Raw genomic sequence first — 24,522 nt, forward strand, 5'->3', positions numbered from 1 at the left:
TCAAGCCACTCTCGGTTGAGCGTATGTAGCCAGTCCATGACAGTATCATCACAGGCAGCGTTGTCGTTGTCCTTGCATGTCTCCCAGATAGACGTCTGATTGACTGCTGCAAGAATGACAACAGTCCAGATATCGCCGGGATCGAGGGGCGAGCCCTCGATCCCTGGCAAGGGGAGCTGGCAGATGACGTCTTCCGCTAAATCTTTCACGTCCGAATCCGAAAGAACACCGTCTGGCTNGTATCTTGAACACATTCACTCAACCAGACATCTTCCTCATGAGACCAACGCTTTAGCTCCAGCTCTCACACCAGTCGGGAAGTACCGATTGTATGCCTTACGAGCTTGCGGAGTATTGATTGTCCGTCTATCACTATCCAATTGGTCGGTGAACACTCCCCTGAAATGTTGATAGTCATCGTAACGACCATTCAGAGCGCGCTCGTCTGGGGTACCGAGGACCTCACACTCGCTACGGTGCGGATCCCCTTACTTGCGACGATACCAGGACGGAACAGAGTATTCGAATTTTCCGCGTTCGTGCTCATCGCGGTCGCAACGCGAGAAGTGATGATCCGGCATCAGCGGTCTCCGTCGCCGGTGGCGCGAGGATTTCGAGCGCGTCCGTTCCCCCGGGACTGGACCGTTTCTCGCCGTGAACTCGTCGTCCTCATCGCTGGTGTCACACTCCCTGCGGCCGCGAACTACCGCGAAGCCAGCCAGATCGTTGAGATCACGGGTTTCTGAAGGTAGAGATTGACTTATGATGAGCTACGAAGAGATGGCGATACGAGACCGATGAACAGACACGAACTCCTCGACGTTGCGACGATCTCGATGAGTGGGCTACTCGTGCGAAATTCCAGGTTCTTTTCGCGGTCACTCTCCAGCGCTCCGATCGGTGATGTCGTCAGTGGTACCGCGATTGATATTGAAGACGTTCGAACCGGAAGCGTTCAGGAAGTATCTTCATCCACTCCAGTTGGGAAGTTCCAGGCAGCATATCTCGTCGCCCAGTGGCGAGGACCAGATGTACCGACCCTGCTGTATCATCACGGAAGCGGCGAGCAGCCGTTCGACTTCGGACGATTCAGTTCGAACTCGTTCCGTCGCCTCTTTGGGACAAACGCCGACCCAGACGTCAACCTAATCGCCCTCCGAGCGCCGTTTCACGACCGCTCGAACAGGGAGTACATACGAGCGATGGGCGACCTCGAACACTTCGTTGGAATGCTTGCTACGTCGGCTGCGCTCATTGAGGCACTGGCCGATCGATTGCGAGAGACTGGCTGCCCTGCTATCCTTGCCGCGGGAATCAGTCTCGGTGGCTGGGCTGTCAATCTCCATCGCGCCTACTGTGAAGGTGTCAATCGGTACGTCCCGATGTTTGCGGGGGCACGACTTGGAGAAATGTTCGTATCGTCAATCTATCGGAAACTGGCAGCTGAACCGGCGCTAACCGACCCGGAAGCACTTTGCAACGTCCTCGACTTTGAGGACCGCTTCACCGACGCCGATTCCGACGACTGTGATCCGCTACTCGCTCGCTACGATCGGATTATCGAGTTCGAGAAGCAACGATCAGCATACGACGGGATCGATATTGCGGTTTTGGAGAAAGGCCACCTCACCGGCTCACTCGCCACTGCCGCACTACGGACTCACATCCAGCGATCGATTGCCGACGTATGAGTGAGTCCTCAAAGACCACTGTTTCGTCCTTCGCGCCCACGGAGACAATCCTCTTCGAGTGTGTCTGCCAGACTCACTCGTTCCCCGGTCGGGAGTCGCATGTGAATCCATATCTCCGCCTGTGAGTCGGATGTCTTAAAAGTGGGTCGTAGCCTTGCACTCACGACCTCGATGAACCGAGTAGTTGGAAGCGTAATTATTTGGCGATACAATAACTGCGCCACGCTTTCTGTGAAGAGTCTACTTTAGTCCTCTCTTTAGGATCTCAAAAGGAATTGTGAAACCCAGCAACGATATATATTAGTTGATCATTCAGTTGTTGCGGCATGATAGACAGCGGCCCCGGAAACAAGCGCGATCACTAACCTGGCACCTGCACCGATTGTAAGTCCTATCGAAGCCCCGCTACCCACAAGAAACCGATTCGAGAGAGTCGGACGCTCTTATCTCGATGGAAGTACAGACAGACAGTAGTGGATTGAATATGGTAGTAGATCAAAACGTTCACATCGATCAGGAAGTGGTCGATGCGATCAATGCCCTCGGAAATTCTAAACGGCTGGAAATATTACTCGTTTTGGATAAAGTGGAGGAAGAACATCAGAAACCGTGGCATACGATGTCTTTTACGGAACTGTATGACGCAGTGGATATGGATAGTTCGTCCCAATTTTCGTATCATTTGGATCAGCTCGTCGGTCAATTTATCAGCGAAACGCCCGATGGATACCGGCTTACGTATAGTGGGAACAAAATCGTTCGTACGGTCGTCTCCGATGTATACGAAAGTACTTCAGCGTTCGAAGACAGCGAAGTCGCCGGTGCCTGTTTGTTCTGTGAAGAGGCGTCACTTCTAGCAACGCTTGACGCCGAACAGTTTCGTATTCGCTGCACCTCGTGTGACGCGATCCTCGTAACCGATTTCTTTCCGAAGAGTCAAACGCGTGGCCGGACGACTGCAGAGATCATCGAAAGTTTTGGCTACCGTATCTGGAGTATGTGTATCCAGTTACGAGGGGATGTTTGTCCGGAGTGTTTTGGCCGCGTCGATACGGCTGTTGATGTGTACGAACACGATGGAAAAACGATTCACCTCCACGTTAGCTCGTGTCGTGAGTGTCAACATATAATTACCATACCAATTGAAGTGACTGTTGCGTTTCATCCAGCAGTTCTATACCTATTCTGGGAACACGGCATTTCACTACTTGACGTTCCATTGTGGGAATTCTTTGAGTTCATCACATCCGATGTAATTGTAACGAATATCGTCTCCGATGATCCGTTTGCAGCTACTTTCGAAGTCACACTGGATGACGAGGTGATTCGTCTCAAAATGGACGATACAGAAACAGTTTCGATTGGGCAGTGAGGAGACGGTCTGTCTACTTTTTGCCTGTTACTCTCAGCGTCACTCCGGAAGCGATACCGGTTCGAACTCTTGTAACCCGAAGTACGTCAGTACGACAGCACCCAGTCCCGTCAAGAGAAGCCCGCCCCCGATCAGGTCCCCGAGAATCGGAATCACTCCGATTACCTGTAACAATACCATGACAGCAACGACTCCGAGACCGGTCGCCAGTCCGACTCGTGAGGTGTTCAGTTGTTGTCCAACGAGATATCCTAGCGCGATGATTCCGTAAGCAATCATCAACAAGCCTACCACCAGTTCCAAACTGCTTTCCACTCTACGTCATTCCGACATCATAATGACATCAGACAGGCATTCAACTGACATCAAACTTCACCGACTGCTGGACACTGCTTCGCGAGTTCCGCAGCACACGATTTTGAACGGTTAAATCAATACGACGACAGGGCCACCGATGTGGTACTGCTCAACCTCGAATTGCCGAATAACCCCGGAAGTAGTCTGAGCCAGGAACTTATCAGAGTCGGGGGTCTCTAGCAAGTATATGAGTGACCGGGCTGAGTCTTCTGGAGTGGCGTTCTGGGGAGATATGGACGACGATGACGCCATCCATCACTATCGTACCCTCATCAATACGATCGACAATGGGATCTATCGGCTCGACGCTGAAGATCGCCTCGTCTCGGTCAACGACGTCATTGTCGAGATAACCGGATACACGCGTGAAGAACTGCTCGGCGAGCACGTGTCCGTGCTCTTCGGCGGCAACAATGCGACGATCGAACAGGAGATCGACCGTCTCCGAACGAACGTCTCCGACCAAAGCGAGTCACTCGACCTCACCATGGAGACCGCTGAGGATGAACAGGTTCGCTGTGAAATACGGGTGAACGTGCTCAACGCGAGTGATACCGTGCAGGGAACAGTCGGAATCGTTCGTAAAGTTGACGAGCGTAAACAAACAGCAACGGAAACCACCGAAGCCACCTTTCGTCGACTGTTCGAAAACGTACCCGGCAATTATCTCGTCGTACAGCCCGACGACTACGAAATCGTGGCCGTGAGCGATGCATATCTGGACGCGACGATGACCGATCGGGCAGAGATCTTGGGCAAGACGTTGTTTGAGATCTTTCCGAACAATCCCGAGGATCCAACCGAGGGTGTCGAGAATCTACGCAAGTCGCTCGAGAGAGTAGGGGAGACCAGGGAGGCCGACGTCATGTCGGTGACGCACTATCCGATCCCTGACCGCGGGTCCGATGGCGACGAGTTCGAAGACCGCTGGTGGAGTCCGACTAATTCACCTGTATTCACCACGACGGGCGAAATCGACTACATTGTCCACAGCGTCGAGGACGTCACCCCGATTGTTGAGGAATTCTTGGCAGACGGCGAGGACGAGCTGCTACAAGAACTCGAAACGGCGGATTCACAGCTCGCATCGGACATCGTGCTGCGCGGACAGGAGTTACTACAACAGGCAAAACAAGAAGCGTACGAACAACTGCGCGAGAGCGAAGAACGCTTTCGCGCGTTGGTCACCACCACGTCGGATGTGGTGTTCAGTACGAACGCAGACTGGACCGAGATGCACAATTTAGAGGGTTCGGATTTCCTCGTGGACACCGACGAGCAAGGACCGTCGTGGATTGAAAAATACATTCCGCCCGAAGACCAGCCCCGTGTTCAGAAAACCATTGACGAAGCCATTCGAACGGAAAGTAGCTTCGAGTTAGAACACCGGATCGTTGATAAAGATGACACAGTAGCTTGGGTCGTCTCGCGTGCTACACCGCTCCTGGATGAAAATGGCGAAATCACTCGATGGTTAGGTGCGGCGAACGACGTAACTGAACGGGTTGAGCGCGAGCGCTATCTCGAGGATGCAAAAGAGCGGCTAGAAGCAGCGGCACAAGCTGGCGCTGTCGGGACTTGGGAGTGGAATATTCCCAATGACCAGATGGTCACGGGTGCGTCATTCGCCAAGAAGTACGGGATCGATCCCGAGGCGGCCACCGAAGGCGTCTCGTTCGACCAGTTCCTCTCGGCCATCCACGACGACGATCGCGAGCGGATCAAACGGAAAGTTGAGGACGCCATCGAATCGGGTGAAGAGTACAAAGCAGAGTACCGCGTTTGGAACAACGACGGCGAACTCCGGTGGGTTGTTGCGCGCGGTCACATCGAGTACGACGATACCGGTACTCCAGTGTCGTTCCCTGGCGCCCTGGCCGATATCACTGAGCGGAAGCAGTTCGAGCGGCGCCTCGAGAAATCGAACGAGCGCCTCGAGCAGTTCGCCTACGCCGCCAGCCACGACCTGCAGGAACCCTTGCGTATGGTTTCGAGTTACCTCCAACTCATTGAGAACCGGTACAAAGACGATCTCGACGACGATGCTGAAGAGTTTCTCGGCTACGCTATTGACGGTGCCGACCGGATGCGCGACATGATCGAGGAGCTACTCAAGTACTCCCGGGTCGATAGACAGGGCGATCCAGTCGAATCAATTGACCTAAATGCCATCCTTGAGGACGTGCTCGAGGATCTCCACGTTCAGATCGCGGAGAGCGATGCCGAAGTCACGGTCGAGGACCTACCTTGTCTCGAGGGCGATGCCAGCCAGCTCCGGCAATTGTTCCAGAATTTGCTCGATAACGCCATCACCTATAGCGGAGACGAGCCACCACAGATTCATGTGAGCGCCGGACGGAGAAACAACAACTGGATGATCTCGGTCGACGACAAGGGGATCGGGATCGATCCTAAAGATCAGGACCGTATCTTCACGGTATTCAACCGACTTCACAATCAGGAGGCGTACGAGGGGACGGGCATCGGGCTCGCGCTCTGTCAGCGCATCGTTGAGCGCCACGGCGGCGAGATCTGGGTCGACTCCGAGCCCGGTGAGGGAGCGACGTTCTCGTTCACGCTCTGAGCCGAAAGCGAACACGATCTGCGTACCGGTATGGACGGCCACCGCTTGTCTCAACTGAACACCCCGCTTTGCACGTTGAAGTAGGAGCGTAACGTAAGGGGTTGCAAGGACGGATAATGCCGATTACGGACTTCTTGTCGTGTACGCGTCGGTTGCGTCATCGGTTTCGTCATAAAGCCCTCTACTGAGGGTTGAGGCATGCTCGATGCGTAGACACCGGCGGATGAAATGCTGATATCCGCAATCGCGTTAATTGTCGTATCGCACGTAGGCGTCGGCAATTGATATAACGACTGGGTGAGGGACAGAGGGGAGATGAATGGCAGCAGGACGTAAAGAGGACCATGTCTCCCTGGCGCTGTTGTCCTGCTGCAATACCCAAAAAGATACTGTGTCTACTCTGGCGGGGAGCACAAAGTTACGCCGAGACTGTTCTGTGGCAGTCCCTTACTGGCGATCACGGCAGATCCCCGCCATGGGCGAGCAACGTACCTGTATCAGAATGTCGTTAACGAAGAATTATACACAGCCAGTCATCGACTGCCTCTGGAGCGGTCCCTGCAAACCAAACACGTATCCTATCACCGACCGTCCACACTAAAACATGGTGGACGTGAGCGGCCACTTTGCGATAACGCTACTGTTCGCTGCTCCGGCGTGGCTTCTCTGGGGGCGCCGTGGAGCCCTCGGATTCACAGCATTCGCGCTAGTGACGGCGATGCTTCCGGACTCCGATCTGGTCCTTCAGCACTATCTCCCAGTCACTCATCACGGCGTAACCCACACCGTACTCTTTGTCGCACTCGTCAGCGTTCTCAGCGGAGCGGTCGCCGCACGCTGGCTTACCGCCCGCTTCAATGCGCATCAGTGGATCAAGAGCACTACGATCCCAACCGAAACAATGTTCGTCTTCGCCACGGCCGGTATGCTCACCGGCGGTCTCAGTCATATTTTCGGAGACCTACTGTCGGCACCCGATATCGCAGCGCCACTCGCTCCGTTCTGGCCGGTATACACCGAACACATCATCATCGACGTCATCTACTACAATTCCCTGATCTGGAATTTCGGCCTGCTCGCCGTTGCCATCGCCCTCCACTTCGCACTCGCACGCCACCGAAAGTATCCTCTAAAGACACGCTATCGCATCGGTGAGCGCGACGGGAATGAGATCACTTCTGCCCCGAAGGACGGCAGGTGACATCCTCCCCGCCGTGAACGGCGGGGCTTCTCACGCCCACCAACGGGCGGTTCGTTGGGAGATTTCTGGTTTCCGGCCCGACGAACCGGTGGAGGTGCCACGCATCCGTTACTCCTCTCACGCTTGTGACTCGGAGTTATCTGGTTGGTTACTGTCGGTCTTTGTCCCACGGGCTTACTTGTTTGATGAGGCAAACACCGAGTCAACTGCCAGTTTGTGGGGTGCCGAGACGCGACAGGAGTCCGTCGCGTTGACGGGCAGATATACGCCTGTGGGGCCCTAAGCCTTCCGATTCAGGCGTTTGAGAAACGTGCGGCGCTGTATCCCCGCCCTAAAGGACGGGGTTTTAGCGCCTCAATTCGAGACAACTGCTGTCAGCGGGATGCCCTAACTGCTGTGACTCGGTTCCGCTACACTACACAAGATCGACATATACACCCTCTAAAGAAACAACATCGCTGTCGACTTGGAGTTCGTCAGTGGGAACACCGGTAAGCCACCACTTCGCTCGAATGAAGATACCAGCCTGATCGAGTAGTCGCTTACTGCGTTCACGGTAGCGCTCGAGCTCTCGCTGCTCGTCGACGTACTCGACTAACTCAGTGACCTCGTCGACCCGTTCGTTCGTCGCGGTGAGCTTCCGCTCGAGGCGATCGCCGGCGATGGGTCTCCTTCGAAACTGCGCTCGAAGCCGGCGAAGCCTATCAGATTGTCGGCGACCCCGGCGAGCTGCTCTCGGAGGGTTACCGAATTGTTCGATTGAGGGTTCGTTGTGTTAGTGTGGAAAAGCAAGCAGGCTGTGGCGGTGTATACTCGCTGACCTGCTCACAACGAGTTCACAGACGGCTTCTTTCGAGTACTGGGAGCGAAGCGGACAGTGATGCCCGTCAAATTTGACACTACTCGTGGTACAGCCGTTCAAGACAGGAACCCGCTACATGAGATTCGTGGACATCCCTCATCAAAGGTTTATATACAGAGCGGTAGCCGTCCTCCATGGTTATGATGCTTACAAACTCACAAGAGATCGCGGTGTCAGAACAAGAGGTGACAGAGATCGGTGATCTCGGATCATCTCAGTCAAAACTGGTCTATCTAACCCTCCTTACGGCGGAGGAGGCCACAGCGACTGAACTTCAGCAACTGCTTGGCCTATCAAAGCTCACGCTCCTACCGATCCTCACATCGCTGGATCAGAAAGATCTCGTCTCCCGTACGGAGGATGGATATGCCAGTCAGTAGTGGTGCGGATTTCCCAACAAACACTATCGACCGGGCTGAAAATATCCAGGTCGACTGTTACGTGCGGTCGGATGTTCCAGCTCCCGTCGCAGAGACGATCAACGCACTCACCAAGCGCCTGCAGCAGCTGTGCGATCACGGACCCATCTCCGACTTTCAGGTCTCTCAGTGGCCGCCGGAACACCATGGGGTTACTAAGACGGATGAGATGAGGCCTACACGCGACGAGCTCGTCGCTGAGTTCGAACAGTGGGCCGAGCAGCACGATTACACACTTGAACCAGCGTTCCGTCGGAATGAAATTCCATCGTCACCGCTCGGATTGGAGAGTAACGAGACACACGAACGGGTCCGAGTACCGTTCGTAGCAATAGCACTCTACGAGGCCGATACTGAGAACGGCCCGGATACAGAAGCACTCCGAGGGGTCGTCCCGTATACGGAAGGCTCCGATACGGTTGAGGACCGGACATATACTGTTCAGGAGTGGCTCTCTACACTCGAAGCGAAGGAATGTGAAAAGTCCCCAGACTCTCAATATGATCAGGCGGCAGCGCTGGAGGGGGCGCCATGATCAGTAAGTAGCTGTCGTACTGACGATGGTAAGCTGCTTCGTCCGTTCGCCCGGCATCTCAAAGCGACGCAATCGGACGGTGAAACCCCAGTATATCTCCACTCTCACCAAGTGTTTACAAGCCAGCTAAGCGATATTCAAGTGAATGGACGGCGTTCTCTGGTACCTACTCGCGAGTTCTCGCGGCGGTCCAACGCGAGTCCGGATCGTCCGGGCGCTCAACGAGCGACCGCAGAACGCCAATCAGCTCGCAACCGAACTCGAGATGGATTATACGACGATCCGCCATCACCTCGATATCCTGCTGGACAATAACGTCGTAAGGACCGCTGGCGGTGACTACGGGACCATGTATCTATTCACCGACCAGGTGACGTCGAACTGGGACACGGTCGAAGAGATACTCGAGACGGTCGATTCGGAGGAGTCGTAATGTGGGACAAAGTTTGGATAGCACCTATAACGATGACGACGCAATAGAAATCTGATGGAGGTCTGGCTCCAAGCAGCGAGGATTGCGGCGGGAGTGAATGTGGTACTCCTGCTAGCTCTCGGTTCGATCTGGCTCCGCAATTATCGCCAGCACGGTGCTCACCACACACTTGGACTCCTCGTATTTGACACGTTCCTCCTCGTTCAGAACCTTCTCTGGCTGTACTTCTACATCCTCCACCCAGACTTCATCGGTTGGTTTGTCAACTCCGGTACCGACGTGCAGATCGGTGTGACGATGTTGTGTGGATTAGAACTCGTAGCAATCCTATTTTTAGCCCGAATTACGTGGATCTGACAGGTCTCCCACTGAGTTTGGACGAATTTTGGATGAAGTCCGGAAAATGATCTTATACTGAAACGACGACCGAACAGGTATGCGCCTGAAACGACGCACACTACTCGGGGCGACGGCTGCAACATTCACCCTCGCGGGATGTCTCGGATCCGACAACTCGAGTGATGAACCGGCGACTAATTCGGACGACGAAAACGACACCGACGACGGATACAGCTTAGACGACGAGAAGGCCAACGACCCAGCAGGGCCAACGGTGCAGGTTCTCTGCCACTGTGACCACGACCCTATCCTCGTCGGTCCGACCGGCCAAACCTTGTATATGTTCGATCAAGATACACAGGGAGAGGGCGCGAGCGCGTGTTACGAGGACTGTGCCGAAAACTGGCCACCACTGACGGTCGAGGACGAACCCACGGTGGGCAACGATGTTGAGGCTGACGTGACGACGTTCGAACGCGAGGACGGCTCCATGCAGGTGGCCGCGAACGGCTGGCCGCTGTACTACTTCACACCTGACGAGGCACTCGGCGACATCGAAGGTCAAGGAGTCAACGACGTCTGGTGGGTCCTCAATCCTGCTGGAGAACCGATCACGGACCTCGGCTCACACAGCCATGACGGTGATGTTCCCGAGAGCCCGTCTGAGAATGCCGAGGTGGCGATGGTCTCCGACGACGGACACTATTTCAATCCCCATGTCGTCTGGATCAAACCAGGCGGCACCGTAACATGGACGCTCGAGAGCGGAGGTCACACGACGACCGCATACCATGCAGATGTGGATAAACCACAGCGGATTCCTGACGACGCGGAGAGCTGGGACAGCGGTATCTTAGACGAGGAAGGACAAACGTTCGAACAAACATTCGACGTCGAGGGGGTGTACGATTACTTCTGCCAACCCCACGAGGGAATGGGAATGGTGGGGAGCGTGATCGTTGGCGAACCAGATTCCCACGAACAACCCGTACTCGAACCACCGCAAGAAGATCTGCCTGACGGGGCTCGAGAGGCGCTCGAACAGCTGAATGACACGGCAAACGAGACGCTCGGGCATACACACGAATAGGAAAATTACACTCAATCTTTCGAGTGTGAGACTCCTTTTTGTATTTTCGTTCCCTCACGGGTCAACGGTCAATATAGAGGATAAGCTCAGCACGGTCACCAACCCACCCCTAACGGGGTGGGCTTGTCGGTGGACTCCCGTTCTGGCCGACCCTACTGAGTGGCAGGCGAGTAGCCGCCATTCACGTTCAGTGTCCCGGACTTCAGGGCGAGGTGACGTGTCGCCCCTCCGTGCGGAGACTTTTGCCCCGCGCGGAGTAGCCGAAATCCGATGTTCTTCGCCGCGTTGTAGTCTGCATTGACCTTGTAGCCGCACTTCTGGTAACAGAACTTCGCTTGCGACGGACGATTCTCGTCCAGTGTCGTCCCGCACTTCGAACACCGCTTGGACGTGTACGCCCGGGTCTACCTGCGTGGTTTCGATACCCTTCGCTTGGGCTTTGTACCCCGTATAGTCGTACAGTCTGCGGAACGCCCACGCATGGAACTTCTTTGCGCCCGGCATACGGTCGCGAATGTCTGTCAACTCCTCGAACGCTATCCGGTCGCACCCGTACGCGACGGCTTCTTGGAGATAACTTTCGAGATTCGGTGTAAGTAGTCCTCTACCCACCGTGTCTCGCGGCCGCCAATCCGTTCGATGGTTCGATGGGCCGATTCCGTGCCTGTCCGTTGAAGGCCGCCACGCACCCGCTCGTACCCCCGGCGACGGTGGTTGAGGTAGTCACCGCTCCAGAACTGTCCGGTTGACGTGACGGTAATCTGTTCAATACCGAGGTCCACGCCGAGGACTGTGCTGTTCTCGGCGTCGCCTTCGTCCGGTATCTCAGACTCCACGTCAGCCTTTGTTCCGATGTGGAGGAAAAAGGTATCCGTCGCGTCGCGGTACTGAAGCGTTGCACCTGTGACCTCGTACTCGTCGTTGTGGAGGTACTTCGTGTGCGGGTTGTCTCCCTTCGGCGAAAGAATGTATGTGGCTTCGATACGCCCGTTCACCGTTGAGAGTGATACATGGTCGTCGTGGAATGTCGCACTCCGTTTGTCGTACCGGTCAGAGGGCGTCGTGAAGTGTGGTTGCGACGCCTTCTTGCCGTTCTTCCACCGGGCGACGACGCCCTTGATGGCTTCGGCGGCCGGTTGCGTGCGGATTGAACGAGATTCGCCTGTAGGCGCGTCTGGTCGCGCACGTCAGAGTACGTTCGGTCGTGGAGTTTGGTCTTGGACGTAGGCTTGTAATCGTCCTTCCAAGCGTCTCGGACGACGTAGTTGCACGCCCACAAGTACTCCTCGACGGTTTCGTGGAGGAGAGTCGCGTCGTGGTCGTCTACGTCGAGTTTGACGACGACCGTGCGACGCACCTCCGCCATACTTCATATGTAAAAATATAGATTCATAAGTACTACGGTGGCGTGGGGGAGTCGGCCAGCCATCGGTCGACCGCTGAGTCCCACCACGCCGGCTTCCTCTCACGGCTAAAGCCGTGGGTTTCCGCCTTGTAATTCGTATGAACCAGCCGTTCCGTAGATATGCGTATCAACCCCTCAAAGGAATCTACTATTATCACTTTTAGGAGCTATAGATAATTGACTATATGTAATATTTTTCTATAGGGCGGGTGTCGGGTAGCGTAATATGACTGGATCCCCCGGAAACGACACCTCAAACGATATTTCGAGCCAATTTGAACTCATTCAGGTTCTAATCGAAAATTCACAAGAAGCTGATAAATGCATATTATTTCCAGAAAATGCCACAGACGACGAGCTACAGACGATGTGGGTTCTTGCTAAGGAAGATTCGTATATCCATCCAAAAGATGCTCAGTAGACTACCTACACATAACGGCACTGTCTAGTTCAGCACCTCCTCAGCTGGCGTTTTTCCATCGAGCGATTGATGCGGTCTCTGGTGGTTATAGTAATGCACGAACTGATCAATCCATTCGCGTGCGCTTGCCCGACTGCCCACCCACGAATTATGGAAACGGTCGACCCGCATTTTGAAGGTGTGAAACCACTTTTCGATCTGTCCCGTTTCGAGTTGATAAAGTCATCGAGCAACCATCCAACAGAATCCGTTGAAAGACTGCACCTATGCTTGAATAGTACACTATTCTCAAGGAAAATAGCCGAGAGAGAGCGTTCAACTTGAATCATCCACCAGATGTAGACGAGAACGGATGGACTGAGGAGTGCCGCCGCTCATAGCGGCGGCGCTCCAGTCGTCGTGAGACGGATTCAGCCGTAGGTTCGCAGCGATGTGTTCCACCGGGTGCGGATCGTTCGGATTGCTTCCGGCACGCCACCCCGTAGTGGGTGGCGCTGCCGGAACCATTCAACTAACACGTAGCCGATCAATGTGCAGAAAATTTCGAAGAGAACGCCGTTCAACGACTGAGAATGAAAGCTCTCGATATTCGTGTACTGCTTGAGTTCTCGGAAGAGGATCTCGATCATCGTGCGAAGCGTGTAGATGCTCATCACTTCAACAGGTGCGTACGCTGACGACAACGTCGTCAGGTACGCGAGTTCCTCGCCATCGACATCTTCGAAGACAATGCGGCGGAATTGCTTGCCAGTCTCGGCAAGCTCAATCAATTCATCACGGAGAACTCGTGTCCCCTGCTCGTCGGTAATCTCGACGTCCTGGATCTGTTCCAAGACGTCGACACGAGCATCTGCTTGGAGGAGACAGATGAAGTCCGTTTCACGCTCTTTGAGGTCACAGAACCGGTCATAATCAAGNAGACGTCGACACGAGCATCTGCTTGGAGGAGACAGATGAAGTCCGTTTCACGCTCTTTGAGGTCACAGAACCGGTCATAATCAAGGTAACCGCGGTCGAAGACGTGGATTGGCGAGTCGAGGTCTGCAAAGACCTCGACGTCGCTCTGGAGATGCTTGAACTGAGTTGGCTCACGCATTACGCCCGGCGTGATGGTGACGCCAAGCGGGTGCTTGGCGTCGCCATCGACACGCGCGGAAAGATTGAGATGGAGCCCTTTTTCACCGGGATCAATCTCATGTAGAATTTCGGTATCATGGCGTTCGCTTGGAACTGTAACTGATCTAGTGAGATTCAGATTAGTCGCATCAGTTGCTACAACGGCACGATCGAGCCAGTCAAGTCGTTTCCGTTGAACTCCGCGTTGGTGATAGAGCTGTGGTGAATGAAGCAATTCCAAGAACAGACGAACGACCGCGCGGTAGTCGCGGTCGTTCGTCAACCTGGAGAAGGTTGAACCAGCCATGTACGTCAACTCGTCATAGATGGTCGTTTTCTCAGCGAGTTCAGCAAGTGAGTCGGATGGATTGACTCCTTCGAAGATGGCGACTTTGAGGTGGTTGTCAAAATCGTGTCTAGCGGTGTGTGTTCCGATTTCGAAGTCGTCGGCAATGAACTCGCTGTCGACTGCGTCGAGCAGCGAGTAGAACTCAGCCCCAACAGTTGATGGAGAAATGCCGTCGATCTGTGTACCCATTGCTCGGAGCTAACGAACTCACACCGAATTTAAATACTCGGAACGGGACAGTTTTCGATGAGGTTTCGGTTGGTATAGTTCACCCGACCGTTCAGTCCTAATCGAGAGAGGGCAGTCCGATAACCAAACTGATCGACGAGAAACTCAGCGTTCGAGAGATCGTGTCTTTCGCGAAGTCCATGCAGAAACGCAGCCGCCGGATCGGTGCCGTGCCGACCGAACAACGCGACGTCGAGAATCAACTTTGTGTCGATGTCTATTGCAGCGTACAACCAAGACCAGTCGCCGTTGATCTTGACAGCGGTTTCGTCGACAGTGACCCGCTTCGGCTTCGCCTCAGGCGGGTCACGTCCGCTGTCAGACAGCCGATGTACCCAATTCCAGACCGCTCCATGAGATCGTTCAACACCTAATTCTGCGAGAATCGTAGTTGTCTCTCGAAGCGAACAACCGGCCTGATGAAGCCGGACGGCGAACGCCCTGACGGGCGTCCTCAGAACGCGAAGCGTTCTGATGGGCTGCACAAGAGCTTCGCTCTTGTGAACGTCGCCGTCCGTTCGTTCTCCCAAGATTCTTCTAAATCCGCGTCATAGCTCTCGCTGAGCAGGTCTGCGAGCATTTGATCCAACCAACTCAACGACCTGCTCATTCCTCAAACTGGCTCAACTAGACAGGACCCCTTTCTGAGATATCATTGTTTCCTTGACACCACCAAGAGTGGCCACAATTTTACTGAGATAAAGAATAACCGGCAACGCAGTATACAGACACACTCTTCTGGAGGATAGTGGTGCTGCCGGTTGGTGAATCGTTATAGTCGACGCCAACTCCACTCAGGTTCCCAGCTGAAGAGCTTTTCTGCCTTCGAGGTATCAACCAGCGACGCGTAGTCGCCCTCACCGAGACCGTGAACCTCTGCGTCCGGAAAGACAGTGGCTGCAATCTCACGGCTGGACGTTTCAGCACTCGTGTCGGGGGCTGACACCCAGACGCGTTCGTGGCTATCGAAATCCGCCTCGATGGCTCGCCTGACGAGATCAACCGCATCTGAGACGTGGACATAGGTGAACAGCGTGTTGCGCTGGGTGTGGAAGTTGCCCGACTTGCGTAGTCCGGACAGGGTCCGATCGGCCTCAACGAATGTCTCCTGAGCCATATCGTCGTCGACAACCCATGGGAACCGTACCGAGGTGATAGTCTGCGGTCGGTCTGCAGAGCGACGTGCAACCCCGTCGGCGATGACCTCCAGTGTTTGTTTGCCGAGTCCGTACGGGTTCGACGGCGTGAGGCGGTGCGCCTCGTCGACGGGCAGGTAATCCACAGTGACGGGTTCGGGCTCGAATCCGCCGCCCATGGCACTGAAGCTCGATGCCAGTACCACCGTATCAATCCCGAGTGCGCCCGCGGCTTCCAACACGTGGTAGCTGGACATCACGTTGCTCTCATAGGTTCGGTATCCTGGCGTCACGTCCGGCGTTGGGAGCATCCCCAGGTGAACGACTGCGTCGGCATCGGCCTTCGCGAGCGACCCATAGACTTCACCGGCATCAAGCAGATCCGTCGTCAGATAGGCATCCGAGTACTCCCCTTCGCGCTTCCCCCGCGAGAGATTGACAGTCTGGATATTCTCGCCGTTTAGATGCAGTAGAATACTTTGTCCGAGCCGACCGTCTCCACCGGTAACTGCGACAGTCTCAGTCATAATTCACATATCTGTTTCAGGAGTATAAAAAGAGCACTCTATTGAAAATGGGAGACGGCGTAGGGATTTGGTGATTTCGACGGGTATCTCAAATACCGTTCTCGGTATTCACTCTGGTATATATCTAGCTCGAGATGATTACGTCGATCACCGTCGAAACAGGAAGGGAAGTCATGCCACCCCTCAGTTGAAATGTATGATTCATCGGTTCAAAATACATCAATCCCGCCGCCGCACCTCATTTTCAATAGAGCAGTCTTCACGACTCTACCGAAGGAGCATCTTGCAGGACCGCTGAGCACATGCCACCTCAGCATTCACCCTGCTCTTTGGTGTGGTAACCGTTCTATGACACCCTCTTTGGGTAGTAATTACTTTCCAACTCTTCCCTGCTTAGTGACTGTTTCCGAGCAAGGATACCCAGACTGATCTCGATTGTCTCGACAGCATTCAGGATTCTGTTGAGACGATCTGGTGAGAAAGACTCGTCTGTCATTCGTTGTGCGTCTCACCGTCTGTTGCTGTCACAGCAGATCCGCTCAGGTGTTCGTCGATCTTGGTTAGTGCTGCATCGAACCGTTCACATGGTGATTGAGAAGATGACTCTGTCTCTGCGAGTTGGTCCCAAAGGGCAGTCGCATGGTTCGGATCACCAACAAGGAGAATTCCATGGTCGAAAATTGTCGCTGCCAGTTCTGGTGAGGCTATTTGGAGATCCACAAGGTCTACCGCATCAGTCTCGAGTGTCTCACTGAGATCAGCACTCAGTCCGAAAAAGCGTTCATTGTACGTCGGATCGGTTGGTTGGACGTCCTCGAGCTCGACTGCGATATCAATGTCACTTTGCGAATGGATCTCTCCGCTCGCGTGAGATCCAAACAGGATTGCCAGCCAGATCCCATGTTCTTGGAACACTTTCTGCAGTCTCTCGAGCGGGAGAGAGTCGTTGAAAGTGGCCTCCTTCCAGGTTCTCATTGTCCCAAAACACGCCCTCAGTGCACTTGACATCCTCCTCCGCCTTCAGGCGGACTAATCCCGACCGCAGTTGGGATATTAGGGTTTGCAATCTACCACCTCTGCCCGAGGTTGGAATCCTTGGGAGAGGTCGTGAAGGTAGACACCAGGATATGTAAATTATAAGGTACTTCTATCCCCACCCAAACTGGGTGTGAAGTACCTCGGGGACAAGCCCCGAGGCTTCACCGTTTTGACCGCACGCCCAAAAACGGGACGTGCGGTCGCAGGCGAATTTAATTCTCCTCGGCCTTCCTGAAAAGGGTCGGCTGGAATTAACACCCGAACGCTCGGTACGTCCGTGAGGGTCGGTCGCTCCACCACGACCCGACAACACCCGTCTCACCACGTCAAGGACGCGGGTTTTGAGAGGTGTCGCATTCCTCGCAACTGCGCGCAGTTGCTTCGGATTAAGGTCTTTAACTCACGTCGCAACTGTACTCGTCAGTACGGTGGAGAGCGTCATCTAGCTTGCGCGATTCACCCTCGGGGTCAAGCCCTGAGGCACTCTCGCTGTATCTCTGTAGACTCGGAGTTACTTTCTTCGTTGATGTCGAGTCAAATGTTCTCCGTCCCGTTCACGTCCGCGTTGAACGCCCCATCACACGCCTCGCAGACGTACAGCCCGCGCTCAACGGTATCATGGCTGAAAATTCACACTATGGATGGCGTCGCGTCACTCGGTCGCGCGGAAGTGAGCGTCGAGACGTTCGGACCATGACTTGTTGGCGTCGCGAGTTCGACCGGCGATATGGGGCGTGTGGATAACATTGTGCCGGTCGAGCAGCGAGTCGTCCAGTGGCAGCGGTTCCTCGTCCCAGACATCCGCAGCCAGCGCTATCTCACCGGCGAGAACGCGCTCGCGGACGGCACCTGTGTCAACTACGCCCGCACGGGTGATCAGAACCACGACGCAGCCCTCCGGCAGTGCGTGGATATGTTCGGCTGTGATCAATCCTTCGGTAGCGTCGGTCAAGGGGACTGTCGGCACGAATACTTCAGCGTCCTCTACGAGCACCTCCAATGAACAGACACGGTCGGCACCCGACCGATGGAAGCACGGCTCATCGGCGTATGGGTCGTAGGCTGCGACGTCCGCGCCGAGCGAGGCGACAGCGTCTGCGTACGTGCTCCCAATGTTGCCGACGCCCGCCACCCTGATGCGAGTGCCGGCAATGGTACCGTTCGTAAACGCCGGATCGTCCGCGAACTGGTGGCCGTTCGCGCCTGGTACCTCGTTGTTCAGCTTGTCAAGATCCCACGGATCATGGCTCTCAATCATCCTGGCGTGCTTCTGGGGGATCTTCCGAAGGGCGTCGATCGTCAGACCGAGACCGAACTCGGCGACCGACTGCGCCCAGAATCCTTCGTCAGTGTGGTCGTAGACGGTGACGCCGCGCCCCTCGAGGCGCTCGTGAGCGTCGGCGTCGACCGCGTACATCGATTCGGTCATCACGAACGCCGACTCCAGCGCGGTCAGCTGCTCGGCATCTGTTTCGGTAACGGGCGCGCCCAGCGCCGCGAGTTCGGTCACCTCGCTGGGCTCGTCCAGCACGTTGACGAGCCGCTCGGGAGTCTCGTCGAGACGCCGGAACTCGACGGGACCGCGTTCGGCCCACAGCTCTCGAAGGTGGTCGGCCGCGAGCGGCCAGACGTCCTCGAATAGCGGGCCGACGACAATTGTCCGGGTCATCGCCTATTATCTCCATCCTCGAAGAGAAACTGCATGGTCTCGAGCATATCGCCGGGCATTCGCTCGGGGAATGACGGGTAGGTAGGCACCTCAGCGGTGATCCAACCGTTGTAGCCGATCGCGTCGACGGCGTCGAGCGTGCGTTCCCAGTTCACGTCGCCCTGGAGTGGATAAGTGACGCGGTGGGCGTCCGTGAGCCAGTCTTTGATGTGGATCTTTGCAATGCGCCCCTCAAGCGCGTGCAGCCACCGGATCGGCAATCCCGAGCGGAGCGCGTTCCCGATATCGAAGTATGCCCCGATGGGGCCGGCATCCTCGACGTCATCGAGAAACGACGCGAACTCGTTAGGCGAGGGCAGGAAGTTGTTCTGGACGTTCTCGACCGCTACGCCGATGCCGCGGTCGGCCGCGTAGCCAGCGAGTTCGCGAACGGACTGGACGGCGCGCTGGTAGTCGGCGTCGTACGCTGCGCCGTCTTCGATTACGGCGGGGACGATCAGGACATCCTCGGCACCCAGCACTGTGGCGGCGTCGATCATGTCTCGGCTGATCGCTAGACCGGTCTCACGCAGTTCGTCGTCAGCGCTCGAGAGCGGGTACTCCCAGTGGCTGATTGTCGAGATGGCGGGCACCTGCAGATCGTGAGCCTCGACCGCCTCTGCCGCGACCTGCCGTCCCTCCTCGGTCGTTAATGGGCCGTCGCGCTCGACGTTCGGTTCAACACCGTCGTAGCCCGCCGCCGTGAGGATCGAACAGGTTTCCTCGAACTCATCGGACGGGAAGCCGGCCTGGTTGAGTCCATAGCGCATCTCAGTTCATCTCCTTCGACCAGACTTCGGGCTGATCGAGTACGACTCGAATCGCCTCAATGTCCTCGAGCGTCGCGCCTCGGCCGCCAATGCCATACTCCCGGCCGTCAGCTTCGAGCACGATCGTCGCCTGGCTGGCAAGCTGCGTGAGCGTCAGGGTGCCGTCGTCCTTCGGTGGCGCCGCCGAGATAATCTCGGTGATCTCGCCGGAGAGAGTGACGTCCTCGCCCGTTTGGACGTTGAAGCCTTGGACGGTAGCCGGGATCACCGTCCCATCGTTGACAATCGGCGCGATGTCTTGGACACACTCACGGACATTGATGTACTCTATTTTCGTGCCCTCCGTGACTGAGTCATAGACGTGTGGCCAGGTTCCCCAGAGCGCACCCTGAAAGTACCAGTGGAATACGTATGTTAGGGTGAGATCGTCGATGATGATGCCGTACTGGTCTGTCGGGTGGGACTGCGAAGAGAAGAATGTATGGGAGCGGTCAACCAACGCAGTGAACGGTGCTGGGAGCGTCCGATGGCGGACCTCAGTCGCAACACCCTCGAATTCCATCTCGTCGACAACGTGAGAGTCCTCTATCCCGGTCGCCACACAGAGCTTGACGAACACGCCCCGGTCGATGGCGTCTTCGAGCACTGGACGGACCGCCTCGAACTGCGAGGGCGAGACCCCGATCTGGATCCGGTTGGTGGCGTCCTCGGCGGCTGCTCGGAACTGCTCGATGACGGAGTCGAACCGCTTGACGATCGAGATCTTGTGGCCGCTAATTTCGGGCCGCTCCCAACGGTCCTCGATCGCCTCCGCGGTCGTCGCGAGCTTGTTCGCGCGCTGCTGAAGGTCCGACATCACCTCTGAGGGGTCCCGCGGGCGGACCGACAGCGCGGAGTCCTGCTCGAACGTCTCAACGAAGTCGTCGCGTTCGAGGTCCTCAAGGACATCATAAATCCGGGACTTTGGGATGCCAGTCTGCTCGGCGATCTTGACGGCTGGCGCTGTCCCCCGCTCCAGTACTGCAAGGTACGCGTTGGCCTCGTATTGAGAGAGCCCGGCCTCCTGTAATCCGTCGCGTAGCTCGTCTTCGTCCATTATCGCACCTCCTGATCGCACCAGAACTTAGATGCCGTACTGATCTCGATCGGAAAATCTGAGCGAGTAGGTTTCACTGTAGTGTATAATCCATAACAAACGCTTATATATTTTCGTTAGGTGGCCGCCGTATGAGCAGCGTCTCGGAAACTCTCCATGTTCTCACCCATCATACTTCTGTTAGATACATGTATAATCAGCCGATGCTGTAGAACCTATAGCAGCCGTACATTAACTGAGCGATTAACCTCGTGGAGTGTGACGACAACGACTCGTCGGCGTTCCGGTGATTCATGGAGACAACCACACCGCTGCTAGCGTGGCTCGAGTTCTGCTCTGAATCACCATAGGGCGTCGGGTTTCGACTGTTGAGCGTGCGTTGTAATCGCCTTCGATAAGGGTCAATTGAGGGTTTTGCAGGGAAAGCCACTGCTGAGAACGAACACAGGAATGTTCTTGCCACGATTGCCCGTCGCTTTCGACTCTAATCCGGACGCTGTCTAGTGATTCATCAGAGCCGTTCGAAGTCAAATCCCGCAGACTGCGGAGGGTTGTGATTGAGTAGTTACCCCAGTGAATAGTCCATCACAAAGATTTAAATACCTGCTCTACACTCATTGAGATGGATTACCATGACAGGTCCGAAGACCGGGCGCGAGCGGCGAACGGTGCTGAAAGGGATTGGTGCGGCGATGCTTGCCAGCGGACTCGCGGGGTGTATGGGCGGAGGAGGCAGCAACGACGAGGCAACAACGTACTGGACGACGCAAGTCGAACAGGACCGTCAAGAAGCGATACAGAATCTGATCGACGGTTTTGAGTCGGACGCCGACGGCACGATCGATATGGTGGCGGTCGAGGAAGGGGACCTGCCGACGCAGATCTCCTCGTCGACCGCTTCGGGGACGCTCCCGGCGTTCGGCGAGTGGGGGCTCGACCCCATGCAGAACCTCGGTAGCGAGGATCTGCTTTCGACAGAGTCCGCGGAGTCGGTTGTTGATAACATTGGACGGGACAACTTCTACGAGGGCGCGCTGTCGCTGGCGACCTCAAGTGACGGGAACCTGCTGGCTGTACCGGCCCATGGCTGGGTACAGGGGTTCTGGTACCGCCAGAGCGTGTTCGACGAGGCTGGCCTGTCCGCGCCGACTACCTGGGATTCCATCCTTGAGGCCGCCCAAACGCTACACGATCCCGACAATGACCAGTACGGCATCGTTGTCGGTTCCGACGAGACGCCGTTCGCGCGCCAGTGTTTCACAGCCTATGCACGCTCAAACGGCGCGCGGGTGTTCAACAGCGACGAGGAGATCGTGTTTGACAGCGACGCGATGGTCGAGGCGCTCGAATTCTACGGCTCGCTAGCGCAGTACAGCCCGTCAGGCGCCGACACGTTCGAAACGGCCAACAACACGTACCTCAACGAGCAGTGCCACATGATCATGTACTCGTCGTACATCATGGGCGACATCTCGAGCAACACTGACGGAATGGCGGGCGACACCTCGTTCGCACCGTACATCGAGCGCGATCGGCGCAGTTCGTTCGGTCAGCTCAACTTGTTCAACATCCTCGATACGGCCTCAGACGCGGATCGCGAGACCGCTAAGGAGTACATCGAGTACGTGCTCACCGGTGACCAGTACGTCGACTTCCTGCATATGGCACCTGGCGGGATGAACCCCGTGCTCAACTCGACAGCCGAAAGCGAGGCTTACCGCAGCAACGAGACGCTTCAAGAGTGGGGCCAGGAGACGCTGAGCAATATCTCTGGGGCATTCGACAACATCGAGCGGTTCGGGTACGTCGACGGCCAGATGATTCCAGCGTTCGGCGATATCACCAGTCGCAACCTCGTCGCGCAGGCGGTCAGGCGCGTATCCGAAGACGAGGACGCCCGGACGGTCGCGGATGACATCGCTGGTCAGATGCGCGACGTAATCAACTGACTCTCCAGTCGAACAATGATCTCACTCACCCGTAGCGGCGATCGAACGATCGAAGAGAAGGAGGCGCTGCTGGGGTACGCGCTGATTGCTCCCGCGCTGTTGCTGATCGCCGCAGTGATCCTCTATCCGGTGCTGTACAACGTCTACCTGAGCTTCACCGTCGTCCCGCTGCGGCCGGACGAGGCGCCCCAATGGATTGGACTGGAGCATTATTACAGTCTGTTCGGGAGTAGCGCGTTCTGGTCGGCACTTCGGACGACGATCGTGTTCACGTTCTTCAGCACGACGCTCGCGACGCTCGGCGGCCTCGGAACGGCGCTGCTGTTCAACCGCTCGTTCCGCGGTCGACGGTACATTCGTGGGATGGTCCTGTTGCCCTACGTTGCACCCCTAATTTCGGTGGCGTTCGTCTGGCGGTTCATGCTCGACCCGCTGTACGGCATCGTTCCGTTCCTGGGAAGCGACGTATTAGGACTATACGCTGGCGAGATCGATATCCTGAGCAACGGTGGCACCGCGATATGGGCGGTAATCCTCATCGACGCGTGGCGGTACTTCCCGTTCGCGTTCTTGATGCTGATCGCGCGGGTTCAGGCGATCCCCGGAGATATGTACGAGGCCGCGAAGATCGACGGCGCCTCAAAGTTCGCGCAATTCAAGGACATCACACTGACGGAACTGAAGTACATCCTAGCGACGGTGTTCCTGCTGCGGTGGATCTGGAACTTCAACAAGTTCGCGGACATTTGGCTGTTGACCCGCCGCGTCGAGACGTTGCCGATCTATGCGTACCAGGTAGCGTTCGCAAACTACCAGCACGGCCAGGCGGCCGCGATCTCAATGGTGCTATTCTTAGCACTGATCGTGTTCGTCCTCGGGTACGTCGCCTGGGCACTGGACTGGTGATACGATGAGTACGAAACAATCCACATACCGACACGTCGTCAACTCGTTCAAGACCGCGCTCGGACTCAGCGAGAACACCATCGAAACGTCGCTCGCGGAGCGCGTCGTGTTCTACATCGCGCTGGGGCTGACGCTGCTGATCTCGCTGTTCCCGTTCTACTACATGGCGCTGGCGAGTCTGCTGCCCGAATCGAGTCTGTACTCGCTGCCGCCAACGCTGCTCCCACAGGATCTGACGCTCGAACACTACCGGACCGTGTTCGGGCCAGAAACATTCCCATTCCTGACGTACTTTAGGAACAGCTTCGTCATCGCGACGACTACCGCGGGCGCGTCGGTAATCGTCGCCACGTTCGGCGCGTACAGCTTCGCACGGCTCGACTACCGCGGGCGCGGGATCATGTCTCGCGGTGTCCTGATAGTGTACATGTTCTCGGGCATCCTGCTGGTTGTGCCGATGTTTCAGGTGATTGTGTGGCTCGGCTTCGTCGATTCGCTGGCGAGCCTGTTCGTCACGTACTTGGTCCAGACGCTGCCGGTGTCACTGTACATGTTGGGCAACTACTTCCGGTCGATCCCCGAGGAGATTGAGGAAGCAGCGATCATGGATGGCTACTCGCGGCTGGAAGTAATCTTCAAGATTACGCTGCCGCTGTCGGCGCCTGCGATCGTGGCTGTGTTCTTCTTTACATTCATGATCGCGTGGAACGAGTACCTGTTCGCCAGTATCTTCCTCCAGTCCCAGAGCGTATTCACGCTGCCGATCGGCATTGAGGCACTATCCTCGAGCTTCCGGCAGGTCTGGGGCCAGATCATGGCGGCATCGCTGCTGACAAGCATTCCGCTGATTGTGATGTTCACCTATCTGGAGAAATTCATGGTCGAGGGCCTGACCTTCGGAGCGGTGGAGGGATAACATGGCGACGGAACGCACCCCTACCGCCAACGACACCGCAGACGCCGCCGCTCTTAGCCTGTCTCTTATACACA

Annotated in this window: 18 protein-coding genes and 5 pseudogenes; 13 read left to right on the top strand and 10 right to left on the bottom strand. The window is 56.0% G+C overall.

Features of this window, described 5'->3' with window-relative positions; all coding sequences use genetic code 11:
* A pseudogene (locus C492_RS08860) lies at positions 1–254 on the bottom strand (ISH3 family transposase); the annotation flags it as partial.
* 543 nt (positions 255–797) lie between these two features.
* Here C492_RS08860 and C492_RS08870 point away from each other — a divergent pair.
* The 9 genes from C492_RS08870 to C492_RS25255 all read left to right on the top strand — a co-directional run bounded on the left by C492_RS08870 (position 798) and on the right by C492_RS25255 (position 10,883).
* Positions 798–1,691 (top strand): hypothetical protein, encoded by an 894-nt coding sequence (locus C492_RS08870; protein ID WP_008422571.1) that lies wholly within the window; start codon positions 798–800, stop codon positions 1,689–1,691.
* A gap of 451 nt (positions 1,692–2,142) precedes the next feature.
* Positions 2,143–3,063: an ArsR/SmtB family transcription factor gene (locus C492_RS08875; RefSeq protein ID WP_008422572.1), complete on the top strand. Its 921-nt coding sequence runs from the start codon at positions 2,143–2,145 to the stop codon at positions 3,061–3,063.
* Between the two features lie 589 nt (positions 3,064–3,652).
* Positions 3,653–6,004, top strand: coding sequence for a PAS domain-containing sensor histidine kinase (locus C492_RS08885; RefSeq protein WP_049892905.1), 2,352 nt, complete (start codon positions 3,653–3,655; stop codon positions 6,002–6,004).
* A gap of 604 nt (positions 6,005–6,608) precedes the next feature.
* Positions 6,609–7,205 carry a metal-dependent hydrolase gene (locus C492_RS08890; RefSeq protein ID WP_008422576.1) on the top strand — a complete coding sequence of 199 codons (597 nt, stop codon included), beginning with the start codon at positions 6,609–6,611 and terminating at the stop codon, positions 7,203–7,205.
* A gap of 1,002 nt (positions 7,206–8,207) precedes the next feature.
* Positions 8,208–8,447, top strand: coding sequence for a helix-turn-helix domain-containing protein (locus C492_RS08895; RefSeq protein WP_008422578.1), 240 nt, complete (start codon positions 8,208–8,210; stop codon positions 8,445–8,447).
* On the top strand, positions 8,434–9,021 hold the full coding sequence (locus tag C492_RS08900; protein WP_008422580.1) for an HTH domain-containing protein: 588 nt from the start codon (positions 8,434–8,436) through the stop codon (positions 9,019–9,021). The genes C492_RS08895 and C492_RS08900 overlap by 14 nt, the downstream gene beginning before the upstream one ends.
* A gap of 145 nt (positions 9,022–9,166) precedes the next feature.
* The gene (locus C492_RS08905) at positions 9,167–9,454 is read left to right on the top strand and encodes an ArsR/SmtB family transcription factor (protein ID WP_008422582.1); all 288 of its coding nucleotides are present in this window, start codon (positions 9,167–9,169) and stop codon (positions 9,452–9,454) included.
* 54 nt (positions 9,455–9,508) lie between these two features.
* Entirely contained in the window at positions 9,509–9,811 is a 303-nt protein-coding gene (locus C492_RS08910; protein WP_008422584.1) for a hypothetical protein, read from the top strand.
* A 79-nt stretch (positions 9,812–9,890) separates the two neighbouring features.
* Entirely contained in the window at positions 9,891–10,883 is a 993-nt protein-coding gene (locus C492_RS25255; protein WP_008422586.1) for a plastocyanin/azurin family copper-binding protein, read from the top strand.
* Between the two features lie 109 nt (positions 10,884–10,992).
* Here the strand turns inward: C492_RS25255 and C492_RS25875 are convergent.
* Positions 10,993–12,249 (bottom strand): annotated as a pseudogene (locus C492_RS25875) (RNA-guided endonuclease InsQ/TnpB family protein).
* A 265-nt stretch (positions 12,250–12,514) separates the two neighbouring features.
* Between C492_RS25875 and C492_RS23635 the strand changes: the two are divergent.
* The gene (locus tag C492_RS23635) at positions 12,515–12,709 is read left to right on the top strand and encodes a DUF7511 domain-containing protein (protein WP_152424862.1); all 195 of its coding nucleotides are present in this window, start codon (positions 12,515–12,517) and stop codon (positions 12,707–12,709) included.
* 24 nt (positions 12,710–12,733) lie between these two features.
* Here the strand turns inward: C492_RS23635 and C492_RS22665 are convergent.
* The 8 genes and pseudogenes from C492_RS22665 to C492_RS08950 all read right to left on the bottom strand — a co-directional run.
* Positions 12,734–12,907 (bottom strand): annotated as a pseudogene (locus tag C492_RS22665) (integrase core domain-containing protein); the annotation flags it as partial.
* Between the two features lie 212 nt (positions 12,908–13,119).
* Positions 13,120–14,339: pseudogene (locus tag C492_RS08925) on the bottom strand (IS4 family transposase); the annotation flags it as partial.
* A 77-nt stretch (positions 14,340–14,416) separates the two neighbouring features.
* A pseudogene (locus C492_RS22670) lies at positions 14,417–14,982 on the bottom strand (IS6 family transposase); the annotation flags it as partial.
* Positions 14,983–15,174: 192 nt separating this feature from the next.
* On the bottom strand, positions 15,175–16,065 hold the full coding sequence (locus C492_RS08930) for an NAD-dependent epimerase/dehydratase family protein (RefSeq protein WP_008422599.1): 891 nt from the start codon (positions 16,063–16,065) through the stop codon (positions 15,175–15,177).
* 492 nt (positions 16,066–16,557) lie between these two features.
* Complete coding sequence (gene mntA / locus C492_RS08935) at positions 16,558–17,040, bottom strand: type VII toxin-antitoxin system MntA family adenylyltransferase antitoxin (protein WP_008422601.1); 483 nt, start codon at positions 17,038–17,040, stop codon at positions 16,558–16,560.
* 715 nt (positions 17,041–17,755) lie between these two features.
* Entirely contained in the window at positions 17,756–18,772 is a 1,017-nt protein-coding gene (locus tag C492_RS08940; RefSeq protein ID WP_008422602.1) for an NAD(P)-dependent oxidoreductase, read from the bottom strand.
* Positions 18,769–19,581, bottom strand: coding sequence for a sugar phosphate isomerase/epimerase family protein (locus tag C492_RS08945; RefSeq protein ID WP_008422604.1), 813 nt, complete (start codon positions 19,579–19,581; stop codon positions 18,769–18,771). Before C492_RS08945 ends, C492_RS08940 begins: the two co-directional genes overlap by 4 nt.
* Position 19,582: 1 nt before the next feature.
* Positions 19,583–20,677 carry a TrmB family transcriptional regulator gene (locus C492_RS08950; RefSeq protein WP_008422606.1) on the bottom strand — a complete coding sequence of 365 codons (1,095 nt, stop codon included), beginning with the start codon at positions 20,675–20,677 and terminating at the stop codon, positions 19,583–19,585.
* A gap of 632 nt (positions 20,678–21,309) precedes the next feature.
* Between C492_RS08950 and C492_RS08955 the strand changes: the two genes are divergently transcribed.
* Genes C492_RS08955 through C492_RS08965 form a run of 3 tightly spaced genes read left to right on the top strand, consistent with a single transcriptional unit; the run spans position 21,310 to position 24,448 of the window.
* Complete coding sequence (locus tag C492_RS08955) at positions 21,310–22,626, top strand: ABC transporter substrate-binding protein (RefSeq protein ID WP_008422607.1); 1,317 nt, start codon at positions 21,310–21,312, stop codon at positions 22,624–22,626.
* A gap of 15 nt (positions 22,627–22,641) precedes the next feature.
* Positions 22,642–23,532, top strand: coding sequence for a carbohydrate ABC transporter permease (locus C492_RS08960; RefSeq protein WP_008422609.1), 891 nt, complete (start codon positions 22,642–22,644; stop codon positions 23,530–23,532).
* Positions 23,533–23,536: 4 nt separating this feature from the next.
* Positions 23,537–24,448 (top strand): carbohydrate ABC transporter permease, encoded by a 912-nt coding sequence (locus C492_RS08965; protein WP_008422611.1) that lies wholly within the window; start codon positions 23,537–23,539, stop codon positions 24,446–24,448.
* Positions 24,449–24,522 lie beyond the last annotated feature (74 nt).

The sequence above is a fragment of the Natronococcus jeotgali DSM 18795 genome, from assembly GCF_000337695.1.
GTDB lineage: Archaea > Halobacteriota > Halobacteria > Halobacteriales > Natrialbaceae > Natronococcus > Natronococcus jeotgali.